Source organism: Arthrobacter sp. JSM 101049, from assembly GCF_041679245.1.
Lineage (GTDB): Bacteria > Actinomycetota > Actinomycetes > Actinomycetales > Micrococcaceae > Arthrobacter_H.
The window spans coordinates 354,487-369,283 of sequence record NZ_JBGFFC010000001.1; the positions used below are offsets into that span (position 1 = coordinate 354,487).

The 14,797-nt window shown below is 70.5% G+C and carries 16 protein-coding genes; 12 read left to right on the forward strand and 4 right to left on the reverse strand.

Annotated features, from left to right (window positions below; translation table 11 throughout):
• Window positions 1-103 precede the first annotated feature (103 nt).
• The 3 genes from AB8M85_RS01615 to AB8M85_RS01625 form a co-directional block, all read right to left on the reverse strand.
• Complete coding sequence (locus AB8M85_RS01615) at window positions 104-1,177, reverse strand: folate-binding protein YgfZ (protein WP_372697021.1); 1,074 nt, start codon at window positions 1,175-1,177, stop codon at window positions 104-106.
• 1 nt (window position 1,178) lies between these two features.
• Window positions 1,179-1,778 (reverse strand): FABP family protein, encoded by a 600-nt coding sequence (locus AB8M85_RS01620; RefSeq protein ID WP_372697022.1) that lies wholly within the window; start codon window positions 1,776-1,778, stop codon window positions 1,179-1,181.
• A gap of 197 nt (window positions 1,779-1,975) precedes the next feature.
• Complete coding sequence (locus tag AB8M85_RS01625) at window positions 1,976-2,860, reverse strand: hypothetical protein (RefSeq protein ID WP_372697023.1); 885 nt, start codon at window positions 2,858-2,860, stop codon at window positions 1,976-1,978.
• Between the two features lie 123 nt (window positions 2,861-2,983).
• Between AB8M85_RS01625 and AB8M85_RS01630 the strand changes: the two genes are divergently transcribed.
• The 12 genes from AB8M85_RS01630 to asd all read left to right on the forward strand — a co-directional run bounded on the left by AB8M85_RS01630 (window position 2,984) and on the right by asd (window position 14,443).
• Window positions 2,984-3,688: a winged-helix domain-containing protein gene (locus AB8M85_RS01630; protein WP_372697024.1), complete on the forward strand. Its 705-nt coding sequence runs from the start codon at window positions 2,984-2,986 to the stop codon at window positions 3,686-3,688.
• Between the two features lie 19 nt (window positions 3,689-3,707).
• Window positions 3,708-4,691: a mycothiol synthase gene (gene mshD / locus AB8M85_RS01635; protein WP_372697025.1), complete on the forward strand. Its 984-nt coding sequence runs from the start codon at window positions 3,708-3,710 to the stop codon at window positions 4,689-4,691.
• A gap of 93 nt (window positions 4,692-4,784) precedes the next feature.
• Complete coding sequence (locus tag AB8M85_RS01640; RefSeq protein WP_372697026.1) at window positions 4,785-6,995, forward strand: RNA degradosome polyphosphate kinase; 2,211 nt, start codon at window positions 4,785-4,787, stop codon at window positions 6,993-6,995.
• Window positions 6,995-7,963: an NUDIX domain-containing protein gene (locus tag AB8M85_RS01645; RefSeq protein ID WP_372697027.1), complete on the forward strand. Its 969-nt coding sequence runs from the start codon at window positions 6,995-6,997 to the stop codon at window positions 7,961-7,963. The genes AB8M85_RS01640 and AB8M85_RS01645 overlap by 1 nt, the downstream gene beginning before the upstream one ends.
• Before the next feature lie 77 nt (window positions 7,964-8,040).
• A complete protein-coding gene (locus AB8M85_RS01650; RefSeq protein WP_372697028.1) occupies window positions 8,041-8,391 on the forward strand; it encodes a GNAT family N-acetyltransferase in 351 nt (116 codons plus the stop codon).
• A gap of 104 nt (window positions 8,392-8,495) precedes the next feature.
• Entirely contained in the window at window positions 8,496-10,337 is a 1,842-nt protein-coding gene (locus AB8M85_RS01655; protein ID WP_372697029.1) for a hypothetical protein, read from the forward strand.
• Complete coding sequence (locus tag AB8M85_RS01660; protein ID WP_372697030.1) at window positions 10,334-10,765, forward strand: GntR family transcriptional regulator; 432 nt, start codon at window positions 10,334-10,336, stop codon at window positions 10,763-10,765. The genes AB8M85_RS01655 and AB8M85_RS01660 overlap by 4 nt, the downstream gene beginning before the upstream one ends.
• Before the next feature lie 11 nt (window positions 10,766-10,776).
• The gene (locus AB8M85_RS01665; RefSeq protein ID WP_372697031.1) at window positions 10,777-11,538 is read left to right on the forward strand and encodes a DUF1648 domain-containing protein; all 762 of its coding nucleotides are present in this window, start codon (window positions 10,777-10,779) and stop codon (window positions 11,536-11,538) included.
• A gap of 32 nt (window positions 11,539-11,570) precedes the next feature.
• Window positions 11,571-12,374: a thymidylate synthase gene (locus AB8M85_RS01670; protein ID WP_372697032.1), complete on the forward strand. Its 804-nt coding sequence runs from the start codon at window positions 11,571-11,573 to the stop codon at window positions 12,372-12,374.
• Window positions 12,371-12,985 carry a dihydrofolate reductase gene (locus tag AB8M85_RS01675; protein ID WP_372697033.1) on the forward strand — a complete coding sequence of 205 codons (615 nt, stop codon included), beginning with the start codon at window positions 12,371-12,373 and terminating at the stop codon, window positions 12,983-12,985. Before AB8M85_RS01670 ends, AB8M85_RS01675 begins: the two co-directional genes overlap by 4 nt.
• Window positions 12,986-13,213 carry an NF038396 family protein gene (locus AB8M85_RS01680; RefSeq protein ID WP_372697034.1) on the forward strand — a complete coding sequence of 76 codons (228 nt, stop codon included), beginning with the start codon at window positions 12,986-12,988 and terminating at the stop codon, window positions 13,211-13,213.
• A gap of 111 nt (window positions 13,214-13,324) precedes the next feature.
• On the forward strand, window positions 13,325-14,443 hold the full coding sequence (gene asd, locus AB8M85_RS01685) for an aspartate-semialdehyde dehydrogenase (protein ID WP_372697035.1): 1,119 nt from the start codon (window positions 13,325-13,327) through the stop codon (window positions 14,441-14,443).
• Window positions 14,444-14,538: 95 nt separating this feature from the next.
• Here the strand turns inward: asd and AB8M85_RS01690 are convergent, their stop codons facing one another.
• Complete coding sequence (locus tag AB8M85_RS01690; RefSeq protein WP_372697036.1) at window positions 14,539-14,730, reverse strand: hypothetical protein; 192 nt, start codon at window positions 14,728-14,730, stop codon at window positions 14,539-14,541.
• Between the last annotated feature and the right edge of the window lie 67 nt (window positions 14,731-14,797).

Below are 14,797 nucleotides of genomic sequence, written 5' to 3' on the forward strand. Positions count from 1 at the left end.
GAGGCAGGCCATCGGGCCGCCGCGGGGAAGGCGTGTGCGCCTCGTCCGAGGGTATGCCACCGCCCGAGTGGGCGACAACTTGGCAGCCGGTGCCGCCCCGGCCTCAGCGTGGCGGGCGGAGGAAGCCCGTCGCACGGCCGACAACCTGCCCGGCGTCGGTGGCCACGATCGTCTCCTGGTTCGCCGGGTAGTCTTCCTCGCCATCGCGCACCGTCAGCGTCGCCTCCGGGTCGGTGTTCCGCCGGATGGTGGCCAAGGCGATCGGACCCGCCTCGTAGTGCAGGCCCACCGAGGTCACCCGGCCCACGGTCTTCTCGCCGAGCTTGACCTCGCTGCCGACCGCCGGGTGGGTGTGCATGGATCCGTCGAGGTGCAGGAACACCAGGCGCCGCGGCGGGCGCCCCAGGTTGTGCACGCGCGCGATCGTCTCCTGGCCCTTGTAGCAGCCCTTGTCCAGGTGGACGGCAGTGCGCAGCAGGTCCAGCTCGTGCGGGATGGTCTTCTCGTCGGCGTCGGCACTCACGCGCGGACGCCAGGCGGCAATGCGCAGGGCCTCCACGGCCATCGTGCCGGCCAGCGGCAGGTCGCCGACGGCGGAGACGAGGTCCCCGCGGGGCACCAGGTATTCGATCCAGACGCGGCCGGCTGCCGGATGACCGGACGCCGAGTAGGCGTAGCCGCCGATGCTGACGCCGGGCCAGGGGTCCTGCCAGAACTGGTAGCCCGAGAGGGCGGGGAGGGGCGCTCCGGCGCCGAGCACCGCCCAGTCGGCGGTGGCATCGTGGATCTCGACCCGGAGCATGAAGCGCATGGAGTCGAGCCAGCCGGCCAACGGCCCGGCCTCGGCGCCCTCGACGATCAGCCACGTGGTCTCGCCGTCGTCGATGACGCGGCAGTCATGTTCCACCCGGCCTTGCAGGGTCAGGAACAGCGCCTCGGTGCTCTCCCCCGGCTTCAGCCCCAGCAGCAGCTGGCTCGAGAGGCTGTTGAGCCAGGACAGCCGGTCCGGCCCCGAAACGGTGACGACCCCGCGATGGGACAGGTCGGCCACGGCCTGGCCGCGGTCCAGCCGGCGTTGTTCGGGCAGCGGCTCACCGTAATGCGCCGCCACACCGGCGTCCGCGCCGGAGCCTTCCACGGCCCCCGGGTTATCCAGCAGAGGTGAACGCCAGGCCATCTCAGGCCTGCTTCGCCAAGGCCGCGGAGGCGTGGGCCGCCAGGGGTTCCCCGCCGGCGGCGATGTCCCAGCGCCAGAAGAGCTGCCCGTTGACGAGTCCGTACATGCGCGTGGCCGACGAGAAGTCGCGGGAGTTGGACCCGCGAACGACCATGTCGGTGGCCAATTCGATGCGCGGACCATTGATGTTGCCGTAGTAGAGTTCGCTCACTCCCCGCGGGTGGGCAATGTTCACCACGATGTTGAATCCGCCTTCGGGCGCCCGCAGCTCCTCGACGTCGTCCGCCGTACGCAGCGCCGGGACGATCTCGCCCGGAACCATGCCGGGGCCGCCATCGGCCTCCTGCAGGGGCCGGTCCAGCGCCCAGTAGCCCTGCTCGGTCGCCAGTGGGCGCAACTTGTTGCCCTGCTCGTCGCTGAGCCAGCTCTCGGCCCGGTACACCAGGTACGGCGCGCCCTCGTGGGTGAACTCGACGCGCTGGATGAAGTGGGCATCGTCGGCCTCGCCTTCGCCGAGGCGCCCGGAGCCCTCCCAGGTGCCGATGAGCCAGGAGAGCGGAACGAGCTCCGGGGTCAGGTCAGTGGGGATCTCGGTGGGCATGCAGTGCAGTCCTGGCTACTTCTGGCCCTTGAACAGGCGTGTGACGACGAGGCCCGCGAAGCCTGCCATGCCCAGCCCGGCGAGCACCAGCAGGGTGATGAAGAAGATCTCGAGTGCCATGTAATTCGATTCCATGGCACCATCCTAACGCCGTGGGGCCGGGAAGCGGATTCGGTGACCAGCGGCCGCCGGGCGGCTCATCGCAGCAGCAGCCGCTCCGTGTAGTAGACCAGCGCGCCCGAGGCGATGACCGCCGCCACGCCCCCGGCGACCGCGCCCCAGATCCCGATCGTCGCCTGTCCCGCGCGGCCGTTTTCCGCTGCCGCGGCACCGGGCGCATCGTCCGGCGCCGGTGCCGTTGCGCCGACGGCTCCCGGGACCCCGGGCGCGGCCGAGCGGATGGCGCTGCCGTGGGCCATCGAGGCCTCGGAGACCAGCATCATGTGCAGGGCCACCACGACGATGCCCACGACCGCCCCGACCACGATGGCGGGCACGACCGCGACGTCGGTCGCGAGCGCGCTGGACACCCCGCCGACCAGGATCGCCGCCACCAGGGCCAACGGTGCGGTAATGCGCTCGGGACAGGGGATGGAGCAGACCAGCACGGCAGCGGCGAGGCTGAGCCCGGACAGCAGCATCATCGAACTGTCGGTGGCGTTCGGCGCCAGCCGGTCGGCCCCGACCCAGCCGCTGCCGAAGGCGGCGACCAGCACCCCGGCGCTGCCCCCGAGCGTGGATTCGAGCCGTTGCCGCTCGCCGGTGCCGCGCAGCAGTTGGCTCAGGAACACCAGGACGACGCCGATGGCCACGACGGCTCCCAGCCAGCGCATCGGCGAGGGCATCGGGGCCACCGCGGCCAACGTCGCCGACCCCAGGCCGGCGAGCGCGATCACGGCGGACAGCGGCACCGGTGCGGGCAGGCCGACCAACCGGGGGTAGCCGATGGCGAACACCACCACGCAGGCGCAGAGCACGGCCCACATGGCCCAGCTGCCCGCGCCCCGGGGCCCGACGTAACTTGAGGCAACGAGCACGGCGACTGCCAGCAGCGACGCCACGGCAAAGGTTTTGGTTCTCACGTCATACATCCTGCCTCATGGCCGGAGGCTGTGGGCATCGGCAGGGGTCCACTTATACTGGGCACAACTTCCGGTCCCAACGGCGCGCATCGGTCCGAGAGGCATGGGAAAGGAGGTCTCGGCATGGCCAGCATCCTGTTGCTGACGAACGCCCCCGGTTCGTCCGTGGGCGTCCTGCCGGCACTGGAACTGCTCTCCCACGACGTGAAGATCCTCCCCGCGACCGCCGCGACCCTGCTCCGGCTCCCCGAGGCCGACACGGTCCTGCTCGACGCCCGCCGGGACCTGGCCAACGCCCGGTCCCTGTGCCAGCTGGCACGCTCCACCGGCATCGACACCCCCGTCATCCTGGTGTTGACCGAGGGCGGGATGGCCGCGGTGTCCGCGCTGTGGCAGGCCAACGACGTCGTCCTGGAAACCGCGGGCCCGGCGGAGGTCGAGGCCCGCCTGCGGCTGGTGACCTCGCTGGCCACTGCGGCGGCCCACCAGGAGGCCGCCGAGATCCGGGCCGGCGGCGTGGTGATCAACGAGGCCAGCTACACGGCGCGGGTGCACGGCGCGCCGCTGAACCTGACCTACAAGGAGTTCGAGCTGCTCAAGCACCTGGCCCAGCACCCCGGGCTGGTGTTCAGCCGGGACCAGCTGCTGCACGAGGTCTGGGGCTACGACTACTACGGCGGCACCCGGACGGTGGACGTGCACGTGCGGCGGCTGCGTGCCAAGCTCGGCGCCGACCACGAACAGCTCATCGGCACCGTGCGCAACGTCGGCTACCGCTTCGCCGCCGCACGCGCCGAGGACGAACCCGCGGCTGCACAAGGTGGCTGAGCGAGGCTATGTTGGTTCCATGAGCGCCACCCAGAGCACCGATTGGACCATCACCACCTCGACCGGCCGACCCGGGACTGAACTGCTGGGCCGGATCACCGCCCTGGCCGCCGACGCCGAGGACACCGACGGCAACCCGCCCCTGAGCGAGCAGACCCTGGTCGAGCTGCGCACCGGCGAATCCGCCGACGCCCTGCTGGTCATTGCCGCATGGCTGGCCGACACCGACGGCGGGGCCTCCGGCGAACTGGTCGGGGTGGCCGTGGCGGTCCCGGCCCCGGGCCAGTCCCCCGGCACGCTGGAAATCGTCGTGCACCCCGAATACCGCAACGACGGGATCGGCGCCGCACTCGTGGCGACCCTTGCCGTCCAGGTTCCGCTGGAGTCGCTGCAGGCCTGGTCGCACGGCAACCACGAGGCCGCCGCCCGGCTGGCCCACCACCACGGCTTCGCCCCGGTGCGCGAACTGTGGCGGATGCGCCTGATGCACGACGCCGGCCTGCCGCCGGCCGAGATGCCCCCCGGCTACCGGCTGCGCCCCTTCGTGCCCGGACAGGACGAACAAGACTGGCTCGCCGCCAACGCCGCGGCCTTCTCCGACCATGCGGAGCAGGGGGCGATGACGCAGGCCGACCTCGCCGCCCGGATGGAGGAGGACTGGTTCGACCCGGACGGGTTCCTCCTGGCCGAGGACGGGGACGGGCGGATCGCCGGGTTCCACTGGACCAAGGTCCATCCGGCCCTGAAGAGCCTCACCACCGGCGAACACCACGCCGTGGGCGAGGTCTACGTCGTCGGCGTCGTCCCGGCCGCCCAGGGCACCGGGCTCGGCCGGGCGCTGACCGTGGCCGGGATCGAGTACCTGCGCTCGCGCGGGCTGAAGGCCGTGATGCTCTACGTCGATGCGGACAACACCGCCGCCGTCGGGCTGTACCAGAAGCTGGGGTTCACCCGCTGGGACGTGGACGTGATGTACGCGCGGGGCGCCTCGGCCGCCGGGTAGTGTGTTCCCGAACGCGTCGTCGCGCCCGCGCCGGTGGTGTGGGCACTACGGTTCATGCTGCACCCCAACGACTTCCACGTGAGGACGGACCCGATGGAGACGAATTCCGCAACCGCCGCGAGCTTCGGCGACGGCGACATGCCCTCGGCCCGGGCCACGCAGGACCGCATCGAGCTGCCGGTGTTCGATCCCCCGTTGGGCCCGGAGGGTGATTTCACCGACGACCGTTTCCTGGACCGCGAGATCAGCTGGCTGGACTTCAACGCCCGCGTGCTCGAGCTCGCCGAGGACCCGGACCTGTACCTGCTCGAACGGGTCAACTTCCTGTCCATCTTCGCCTCCAACCTGGACGAGTTCTTCATGGTCCGCGTGGCCGGGCTCAAGCGCCGCATCGCCACCGGCCTGGCGGTGCCCTCGGCCGCCGGGGTGAGCCCCATCGACCAGCTCGAGGAGATCCTGGTCCGCGCCAAGGACCTGCAGCTGCGCCACGCCCACGTGTTCGCCGAGTTCCTGCGCCCGGCCCTGGCCGCCGAGCAGATCCAGATCACCCGGTGGCACCAACTGGACCAGGTCGCCCAGGACGAGATCCGCCGCTGGTTCGTCGCGCAGGTCTTCCCCGTGCTGACCCCGCTGGCCGTGGACCCGGCCCACCCGTTCCCCTACATCTCCGGGCTCTCGCTGAACCTGGCGGTGATCGTTCGCAACCCGGTCAGCGGCAAGGAGCTCTTCGCCCGGCTGAAGGTCCCCGGCGTGCTGCCGCGGCTGATCTCCGTCGACGGGCCCCGTGCCGGCAATTCCGCCGGCCGGCTCGCACGCTTCATCCCGCTCGAGGATGTCATCGCCCAGCACCTGGAGTACCTGTTCCCGGGGATGGAGGTCGTCGAACACCACACCTTCCGCGTCACGCGCAACGAGGACCTCGAAGTCGAGGAGGACGACGCCGAGAACCTGCTGCAGGCCCTGGAGAAGGAACTGCTGCGCCGCCGCTTCGGCCCGCCGGTCCGCCTGGAGGTGGCCAGCGACATCAACCCGACCATCCGCGAACTGCTGGTGCGCGAGCTCGGCGTCGAGGAGGACGAGGTCTTCGCCCTGCCCGGCCCGCTGGACCTCCGCGGGCTCTCGGTCATCGCCGGGATCGACCGCGCCGACCTGCACTACCCGAAGCAACTGGCCCATACCAGCCGGTTCCTCAACGAATCGGAGACATCCAAGGCGGCCAACGTCTTCGCCGCCATGCGCCGGCGCGACATCCTGCTGCACCATCCCTACGATTCCTTCTCCACCTCGGTCCAGGCGTTCCTGGAGCAGGCGGCGGCGGACCCGAAGGTGCAGGCCATCAAGCAGACCCTGTACCGCACCTCCGGCGACTCCCCCATCGTCGACGCGCTCATCGATGCCGCCGAGGCGGGCAAGCAGGTGCTGGCCCTGGTGGAGATCAAGGCCCGTTTCGACGAGCAGGCCAACATCTCCTGGGCGCGCAAGCTCGAGCAGGCCGGCGTCCACGTCGTCTACGGCATCGTGGGGCTCAAGACCCACTCGAAGTTGTCCCTGGTCATCCGCCGCGAGGGCGACCGGCTGCGCCGCTACTGCCACATCGGCACCGGAAACTACCACCCCCGCACCGCCCGGTACTACGAGGACCTGGGGCTGCTGACCACCGACGACCAGGTCGGCGAGGACCTCTCGCGGCTGTTCAACCAGCTCTCGGGCTATGCCCCGCGCTCCACCTTCAAGCGCCTGCTGGTGGCACCGCGGTCGCTGCGGTCGGGGCTCATCGACCGGATCGAGCAGGAGATCGCCCACCGCCGCACCGGCCGCGAGGCCCGGGTGGTCATCAAGGTCAACTCCATGGTGGACGAGGCGGTCATCGACGCGCTCTACCGCGCCAGCCAGGCCGGGGTGAAGGTCGATGTCATCGTGCGCGGCATCTGCTCGCTGCGCCCGGGGGTCCCGGGACTGAGCGAGAACATCCGGGTCCGCTCGATCCTCGGCCGCTTCCTGGAGCACTCCCGGGTCTTCTCCTTCCACAACGACGGCGAACCCGTCATCTACATCGGCTCGGCGGACATGATGCACCGCAACCTCGACCGGCGCGTCGAGGCCCTGGTCCGGCTGTCCAACAAGGACGACATCACCGAGCTGCAGCGCATCCTCGACCGCTACGTGGACGAACGGACCGCCAGCTGGCACCTGGACTCCGAGGGCGCATGGACCCGCCACCACCTCGGCCCCGACGGCGAGAAACTCTCCGACGTCCAGTCCTGGCTGCTGGAATCCCGGCAGCGTCGGGCGGCCCGCCGCTGATGTCGCTGGTGATGCGCTCCTCCGATGACCCCGTCGTCACCGGGGGGACCGTGAAGGTGCTGGCGGCCGGTGCGCTGCCCTGGCGGGTGTCCGGCGGGGACCTCGAGGTATTGATGATCCACCGCGACAAGTACGACGACTGGTCCTGGCCCAAGGGCAAGCTCGACGACGGCGAGACCGTTCCCCAATGCGCCGTCCGCGAGGTGCGCGAGGAAGTCGGCCTGCACATCACCCTGGGCATCCCGCTGCCGGCCATCCGCTACCCGGTGAAGGCCGGGCAGAAGATCGTGTACTACTGGGCCGCCCAGGTCGACGGCGGCCGCGCCGTCCCGGACGGCCACGAGGTGGATTCCGCCCGCTGGGTCTCGCCCGCCGAGGCACGCCGCTGGCTGACCAACCCCTCCGACATCGACCCGCTGGACGTGCTGGAGTCGGCCTACATCGACGGCCGCCTGGCCACCGTTCCGCTGATCGTGCTGCGCCACGCCAAGGCCAAGCCCCGCTCCAGCTGGACCAAGGAGGAGGGCAAGCGCCCACTGGCCGCCACCGGCAAGCGCCAGGCACTCGAGGTGGCCGCGCTGCTCTCCGCCTGGGAGCCGCAGCGGGTGGCCAGCAGCCCCTGGACCCGCTGCATCCAGACGGTCTCGCCGTACCTGAAGTCCCGTGGCCTCGGGGTGAAGCTCGTGCCGGGGCTGACCGAGCACGAGGCCACCCGCAAGCCGGCCAGCGTGCGCAAGACCATCCGCAAGCTGATGGACAAGGGCGTGCCGCAGGCGGTGTGCACGCACCGCCCGGTGCTGCCGATCGTCTTCGATGCCCTCGCCGAGCGGCTGACCGGCCCGCTGGCCCGCTTCCTGCCCGGTCGTGACCCGTATCTGCGCCCGGGGGCGATCGTGGTCATCCAGCAGCCGATGGCCAAGCTGCGCAAGCCGGTGTCCGTCGAGGTCTTCGAGACGTTCGACGACTGATCCCGTCCCACGGGTAGTCGGCCCCGCACGGCGCCGAGTAGGCTCTGAGGACAGGTATCCACCGCCCAGGAGGTCACGTGAACACCGCCCACCGAGGCCAGCCAGCCGTGCCGGGCCAGCGTCCGGAGAAGATCGTGCACGAGGGCCTGCGCCTGGAGCATGATCCGGACCGGGGCCGCTACGGCCTCTGGCACCGGGAGGTGTTCATCGGCATCCTCGGCTACAGCATCGACCCCCGCACCGGCGTCGTGACCCTGCAGCACACCATCATCGACGAGGCCCACGGCCGGCGTGGCTACGCCCGCGCCCTGGTGACGATGGTGTTGGAGGAACTGCGCGCCCAGGACCGCACCGTCATCCCGGAGTGCACCTATGTGCAGGACTACCTGGACCGCTACCCCGAATACCAGGACATGGTCGCCGAGTAGCAGGGCACGACGCCGGGGCCACCTGCCGCAGGTCCACACCTTCCGTCGCTGTACTTTTGTATCAATAATTCGATACATTGGTACAAGCAACGGAAGGAAAACCCATGAACGGATGGACCACCACGGGCGAGGCACCCACCATCGCCCTCGGCATCGCGGTCGGTGCCGCACTGCTCTACGGGTTCCTGCGCCTGCAGGCCCATACGCCGGTCTCCGGTGATCCCCGCCGGTCGGCCCGCAGCCATGCACTCTGGACCGCCGTCATCGCCTTCTTCGCCTCCAGCACCTCCGGACTCTCTGCACTGGTGCACGTGGCCGCGCCGACCTACGTCGACGACGGCCAGGGCTCCCAGTGGACCTCGATCGACCCCGCCGGACATACGACGCTCGGCCTGGCCTGGGTGGCGGCCTCCCCCGGACTCTGGCTCGGCCTCGTGTACGTCCTGGCCCAGTTCACCTGGCCGCGGCCCAACTCACGCGTCAGGACGGCGTCGTTGGAGGTCAGGACGCTGCGCGACCACCTCCCCCGCGCCCTGGCGGCAACTTTGGCGGTCCTCTCCGTGCTGGGCCTGGCCGCGATCGCCTGGGCGTGGTCGAGCCCCGGCGTCGCACCCATCCCCGGGCGGGATGTGACCACCTACGATTCGACCGGCGACATGATCGGCTCCGAATCCACACCGGCCATCGACGGGCTGCGTGCGGGCACCGAATCCGGGCCATGGCTGCTGGCCGCCCTGGTGGTCGCTGTCGCCGCCACGTGGATCGCGGCCCTGGTCATCATCAGGCGGCATCCGCTGGCCGGGCTGTCGGCTTCCGACAACCGCACGATCCGGCTCATCGGCCTCAACCGGTTGCTGCGCACGGCGATCCTCGTCGTCGGCGGGATCCTGCTCACCGCCGTCGGCTCGGCCATGGCCGCGGCCCAGCGGGCAGCCATGTCAGCGGAGGAATGGAGCGGACGCGGCGGGTTGATGGTCGGCGCCGCCGCCTCCGGTGCCGACAAACCATGGGGCTGGCTGGTCACCGTCCTGTTCTTCGGGCAGTTTGCGGTGCTGGTCGCCATGGTGGCGGCAGCACCGCCCCGGCTGGTGGCCTCCGGCGATGCGCATACCCCACGCGCCGTGGCCCACCTTCCCGGCAGCCTGCCGGCGGCCCTGCAGCTGCTGAACCGATGCCACGCGTGGGTCATGGCCATGGCGATGGTCCCGCTGGTTGCCTCGCTGCTGGCGCTTCCCGGATGGGCCGGGCCCCTCATGCGCTTCCCGCCGCCCGCCCTGTCCGGGGTCGAGGGGCCGCTGCTGGCCGCCAGCCTGCCCTTTGCCTTCTACTTCCTGTGCATGCTCGGGGTCGAGGCGTTGCTGCGCCGGGGACACTGCCCGCATCCCGGCAGCCGCCGTCCCACCGCGCACCTGCCCTGGCCGGCCCTGCCGACCATCGCCCTGTGCACGGGGGCCGGACTGTACGTTCTCGCCCTGGTCCTGTCTCTGGCCACACCGCACGGGGACCGATCGCTGGTCCTGTCGATCACCGTCGGGCTGGCCCTCGCTGCCTTGCCCGCCATCGGCTGGTGGCTGCTGGTATCCCGGCGGCCCGGCCTCGGCCGGGCCGGCACCGCCGAGGATGTTCGCCTTCGTGCCCTGAGCCGGCACCGGATCCTCCGCCTGGCTGCCGCGAACCTGTTCATGGCAGCCGGCCTGGTCGTGTTGATGGACTCTGCACTGTGGTTCCACTGGTCGGCCGTCCTCGGGAACGCCGGCGGTCCGCTCACCTGGCAGGGCCTGCGGTGGACGGGCAGCGCGGTCCTGTTTGCCCTGGCGGCCCTGGCGGTCTTCTGCCCCTCGGCGGAATTCTCCCGGCCGGACCAGCCGGCCGCCCCACCGACGCAGGGCCCGGCCCCGGGCGGACCTACCGCCGGGCAGCACTCCGAGAGCGGGAGGCGGCCTTGACGACCTCGATCACGGTGGACCTGGACGACGCCGTCCCGCCGTACGAGCAGATCCGCCGGCAGATCGCCTCGCTCATCGCCATCGGCGAGCTGGGGCCCGGTGACCGCCTGCCCACGGTGCGCGCCCTGGCCGCCGACCTGGGCGTCGCCGTCGGGACCGTCAGCCGGGCCTACAAGGAACTGGAGTCCTCCGGGGTGCTGCAGTCGCGGCGCCGGCTGGGTACCGTCGTCGCGCCCAGCCCTCCCCCACCCGGAGGCACCTCCCCGGCCGTGCGCGACGGCGAGGCCCCCGGCGGATACCCCGATCTGGAGGCTGCGGTGGAGACCCTGGTAACCGCGGCACGGCAGACCCCCTTCGACGATGAAACCGTCGTCGATCTGGTCCGGGGCCGGCTGATGCGGGCCAGGGCACCCCGCGGAACCAGCTAGGCTCGGATGCCATGGGGACGATCACCGAACAGCAATTGTCCCGTGGCCGGGGCCTCATCTGGCTGACGTATCCGCTGGCCGTCGTTGTCCTGCTCGGCACCCAGCTGTATGGCCTGTCGATCTATGCCGGCCTGCCCGAGACGATCCCCACGCATTGGGGCCCGTCGGGCGCCCCGGATGCCTTCGACGCCAAGTCTCCGGGAACGGTCTTCGGCATGCTGTGGATCGGCATCGGGATGACGGTCCTGATGGCCTTCCTGGCTGCCGTCGTCCCGGCCATGTCACCGGCCCGGGCGGACCCGTCGGCGTACCGCCGGATCCGCCGAGAAGGCATGATCCGCGGAACCATCGGTGGGCTGGGCCTGACGTCGGTCTTGATGGCACTGCTCTTCTCCGGCCTGGCCCTCGAGGGGTGGCTCCGCCCGGAACACGTCGGCGGGTGGATCGCCCTGCTGCTGGCCGGGATCGTGCTGGTGGCCATCGTCTGGGCCTTCTGGCTCGGATCCCGGTGGGCGCAGCGCTACGCTGCGGGGGCCGGCATCGAGCCCGACGCCGACGAGGCCGCGGAGGACAGGCTCTGGCTGTTCGGCGGCGTCCTGTACAACGACCCCGCCGACCCCCGGGTGCTGGTTCCCAAGCGGGAAGGCAGCGGCATGGGCCTGACGGTGAACGTCGGGCCGCCGAAGGGCAAGTGGGCGGTGGCGGTCTTCGCCCTGCTGGTCATCGGGCTGCCCGTCGGCCTATCGATCGGTTTCACGCTGGGAGCGGGGTAGGGGTCAGGGCCTTGGCCGGTAGACTGGCGGGCGTGAGTATTCCAACCCCGTACGAGGACCTGCTGCGCGACGTGCTGGAGCACGGCACCCCCAAATCCGACCGGACCGGCACCGGCACGCGCAGCGTGTTCGGCCGGCAGATCCGCTTCGACCTCGCGGCCGGATTCCCGCTCATCACGACCAAGCGGGTGCACTTCAAGTCCGTGGCCGCCGAGCTGCTGTGGTTCCTGCGCGGGGAGTCCAACGTGGCCTGGCTGCAGGAGCAGGGGGTGCGGATCTGGAACGAATGGGCCGATGAAAACGGTGAACTGGGCCCGGTCTACGGGGTGCAGTGGCGGTCCTGGCCCACCCCCGATGGTGGGCACATCGACCAGATCAGCGAGGTCGTCGATGCGCTGAAGGCCAACCCGGATTCGCGCCGGCACCTGGTCTCGGCCTGGAACGTCTCCGAGCTCTCGGATATGGCGCTGCCCCCGTGCCACGTGTTCTTCCAGTTCTACGTCGCCGATGGCAAGCTCTCCTGCCAGCTCTACCAGCGCAGCGCCGACATGTTCCTCGGCGTCCCGTTCAACATCGCCTCCTACGCGCTGCTCACCCATCTGGTCGCCCAGCAGGTCGGCCTGGACGTCGGCGAGTTCATCTGGACCGGCGGCGACGTGCACATCTACGACAACCACCTCGAGCAGGTCACCGAGCAGCTGGCCCGCGAGCCCTACGACTACCCGCACCTGCGCCTGGCCCGCACCCCGGGGAGCATCCTGGACTACACGCTCGAGGACTTCGAGATCACCGGCTACCAGCACCATCCGACCATCAAGGCTCCGGTGGCCGTATGAGGCGCCACGCAGCACTGGATGCCGACCAGCACACGCCCGGGCGCCGGCACGCAGCACCTGCGTCCGCCCCGGCCGGCGACACGGCTCCCACCGCCCGCATCGGCATGATCTGGGCCCAGACCGTCGACGGGGTCATCGGCCACGAGGGCACCATGCCCTGGCACCTGCCCGAGGACATGGCCCACTTCAAGCACACGACGATGGGCCACCCGGTCATCATGGGCCGGCGCACCTGGGCCTCGATCCCGCCGCGGTTCCGGCCCTTCTCCGGACGGACCAACATCGTGCTGACCTCCGACACCGCCACAGCGGACGAGGCAGCCAGTGCGGGAGCCGCCGTCGTGCAGTCGCTGCAGGAGGGGCTCGACGCCGCGGCCTCCGCCGAGGGCTCGAAGGAGATCTGGATCTGCGGGGGCGGGAAGGTCTACGCCGCCTACGAGCCATTGGCCGATACCGCGGTGGTTACGGTCATCAACATCGACGCCGCCGGGGACACCCGGGCGCCCCGGCTGCCCGACGACTGGAAGCTGGCGCTGCGCGAGCCTGCGGAGGGGTGGCTGACCGCCGCCAACGGCACCGAGTACCGCCACGAGCTCTGGGAGCGCCGCTAGATGAAGGAAGCATTCCGGGCACTGGCCTGCCAGCCCGAGCCGTTGTTCGCCCTGGGGTTCATGCTCTTCCCGCTGCTCGGACTGATCTGCGCGGCGCTGGGATTCTGGATGATCCTCACCGGGGCCGTCCTGGGCGGGGTCATCGTGCTGGTGACCATTACCCAGGCCTTTGCGTTCGGCGCGTACTGGGCCATCGGCAAACGGGCGCGGATCCTCTCCGGCAAGTAGCCCGCCGTCCGGGCGGGCGCGGGCCAACCAGACCGGCCGATCCGCGCCAGGGGCGCCCGTGGCACGTAACCCGGCTGGGGTTCGACCCCGTCGTCGCCTTACGATGGATGAATGACTTCTTCCGTTGGATTCATTGGCTACCGAGGCATGGTCGGCTCCGTGCTCATGCAACGCATGCTCGAGGAGGGCGACTTCGAGGGCATCGACCCGGTCTTCTTCTCGACCTCCAACCCGGGCGGGCCGGTCCCCTCGTTCGCCGCGGGTGCCGGCGTGCTGCAGGACGCCTACGACCTCGACGAGCTGGCCAAGCTGCCCATCCTCGTCACCGCCCAGGGTGGCGACTACACGAAGCGCGTGCACCCCGAGCTGCGCTCCCGCGGCTGGAAGGGCCTGTGGATCGACGCGGCCTCCACGCTGCGGATGAACGACGACTCGATCATCGTGCTGGACCCGGTCAACCGCAACGTGATCGACGCCGGTCTGGCGGCCGGGACCCTGGACTTCGTCGGCGGCAATTGCACCGTCTCCTGCATGCTGATGGGCCTGGGCGGACTGTTCCGCAACGGGCTGGTCGAGTGGGGCACCGCGATGACCTACCAGGCGGCCTCCGGCGGCGGCGCGCGCCACATGCGCGAGCTGATCAACCAGTTCGGCGACATCAACTACTCGGTGGCCGATGAACTGGCCGATCCGGCCTCGGCGATCCTGGAGATCGACCGCAAGGTCCTGCAGACCCAGCGCGGGGGCCTGGACGCCACCGAGTTCGGCGTCCCGCTGGCCGGTTCGCTCATCCCCTGGATCGACGCCGACCTGGGCAACGGGCAGTCCAAGGAGGAATGGAAGGCCGGGGTCGAGACCAACAAGATCCTCGGCACCGGCGAGGACAACCATGTCATGCTCGACGGGCTGTGCGTGCGGATCGGCGCCATGCGCTCGCACTCGCAGGCCCTGACGCTGAAGCTGACCGAGGACCTGCCGCTGGACGAGATCGAGCGCCTGCTCGACGCCGACAACGAGTGGGCGACGGTGGTGCCCAACTCCAAGGACGCCACCATGAAGCAGCTGACCCCCGTCGCCGCCTCCGGCACCCTGGACATTCCCGTGGGGCGCCTTCGGAAGCTGGAAATGGGTCCGCAGTACCTCTCGGCATTCACGGTGGGCGACCAGCTGCTGTGGGGCGCGGCCGAGCCGCTGCGCCGCATGCTGGCCATCGCCCTGGGCCGCCTGTAGGCGGCCCGTCCGCCGGCAATCGGCAGGGGCACCACCTTCGGGTGGTGCCCCTGCCGTTTGCGTTGCGTCCGCCGTGGGCGGCGACGGGATGCCGATCAGTTCTCGTGCTGGACGCGCCCCACGTCCTCGTGGGCCGTGTCGTAGAGGCGCTGCAGTGCCGCGAGACGTTCGTCGGTAATTTCGCCGGCGGCATGGGCTGCCTTGCCCCGATCGAGCAGGCGCTTGGCTTCCTTGATGTTGCCTTCGGCCAGATCCAGCGCGTGTTCCAGGCTTGTCTCGTGTTCCATGCATCCATAGTGCGACAGTCCCGCCGGTAAAGTCCACGGCGACCCGCACCGGGACGCAATTGTGACC

What these genes read in the sequence shown, in the direction of transcription:
- AB8M85_RS01615 (WP_372697021.1), bottom strand. Translation starts at nt 1,177, where the DNA reads ATGGCCTGGCGTTCACCTCTGCTGGATAACCCGGGGGCCGTGGAAGGC.
- AB8M85_RS01620 (WP_372697022.1), bottom strand. Translation starts at nt 1,778, where the DNA reads ATGCCCACCGAGATCCCCACTGACCTGACCCCGGAGCTCGTTCCGCTC.
- AB8M85_RS01630 (WP_372697024.1), top strand. Translation starts at nt 2,984, where the DNA reads ATGGCCAGCATCCTGTTGCTGACGAACGCCCCCGGTTCGTCCGTGGGC.
- mshD (WP_372697025.1), top strand. Translation starts at nt 3,708, where the DNA reads ATGAGCGCCACCCAGAGCACCGATTGGACCATCACCACCTCGACCGGC.
- AB8M85_RS01640 (WP_372697026.1), top strand. Translation starts at nt 4,785, where the DNA reads ATGGAGACGAATTCCGCAACCGCCGCGAGCTTCGGCGACGGCGACATG.
- AB8M85_RS01645 (WP_372697027.1), top strand. Translation starts at nt 6,995, where the DNA reads ATGTCGCTGGTGATGCGCTCCTCCGATGACCCCGTCGTCACCGGGGGG.
- AB8M85_RS01655 (WP_372697029.1), top strand. Translation starts at nt 8,496, where the DNA reads ATGAACGGATGGACCACCACGGGCGAGGCACCCACCATCGCCCTCGGC.
- AB8M85_RS01665 (WP_372697031.1), top strand. Translation starts at nt 10,777, where the DNA reads ATGGGGACGATCACCGAACAGCAATTGTCCCGTGGCCGGGGCCTCATC.
- AB8M85_RS01675 (WP_372697033.1), top strand. Translation starts at nt 12,371, where the DNA reads ATGAGGCGCCACGCAGCACTGGATGCCGACCAGCACACGCCCGGGCGC.
- AB8M85_RS01680 (WP_372697034.1), top strand. Translation starts at nt 12,986, where the DNA reads ATGAAGGAAGCATTCCGGGCACTGGCCTGCCAGCCCGAGCCGTTGTTC.
- asd (WP_372697035.1), top strand. Translation starts at nt 13,325, where the DNA reads ATGACTTCTTCCGTTGGATTCATTGGCTACCGAGGCATGGTCGGCTCC.
- AB8M85_RS01690 (WP_372697036.1), bottom strand. Translation starts at nt 14,730, where the DNA reads ATGGAACACGAGACAAGCCTGGAACACGCGCTGGATCTGGCCGAAGGC.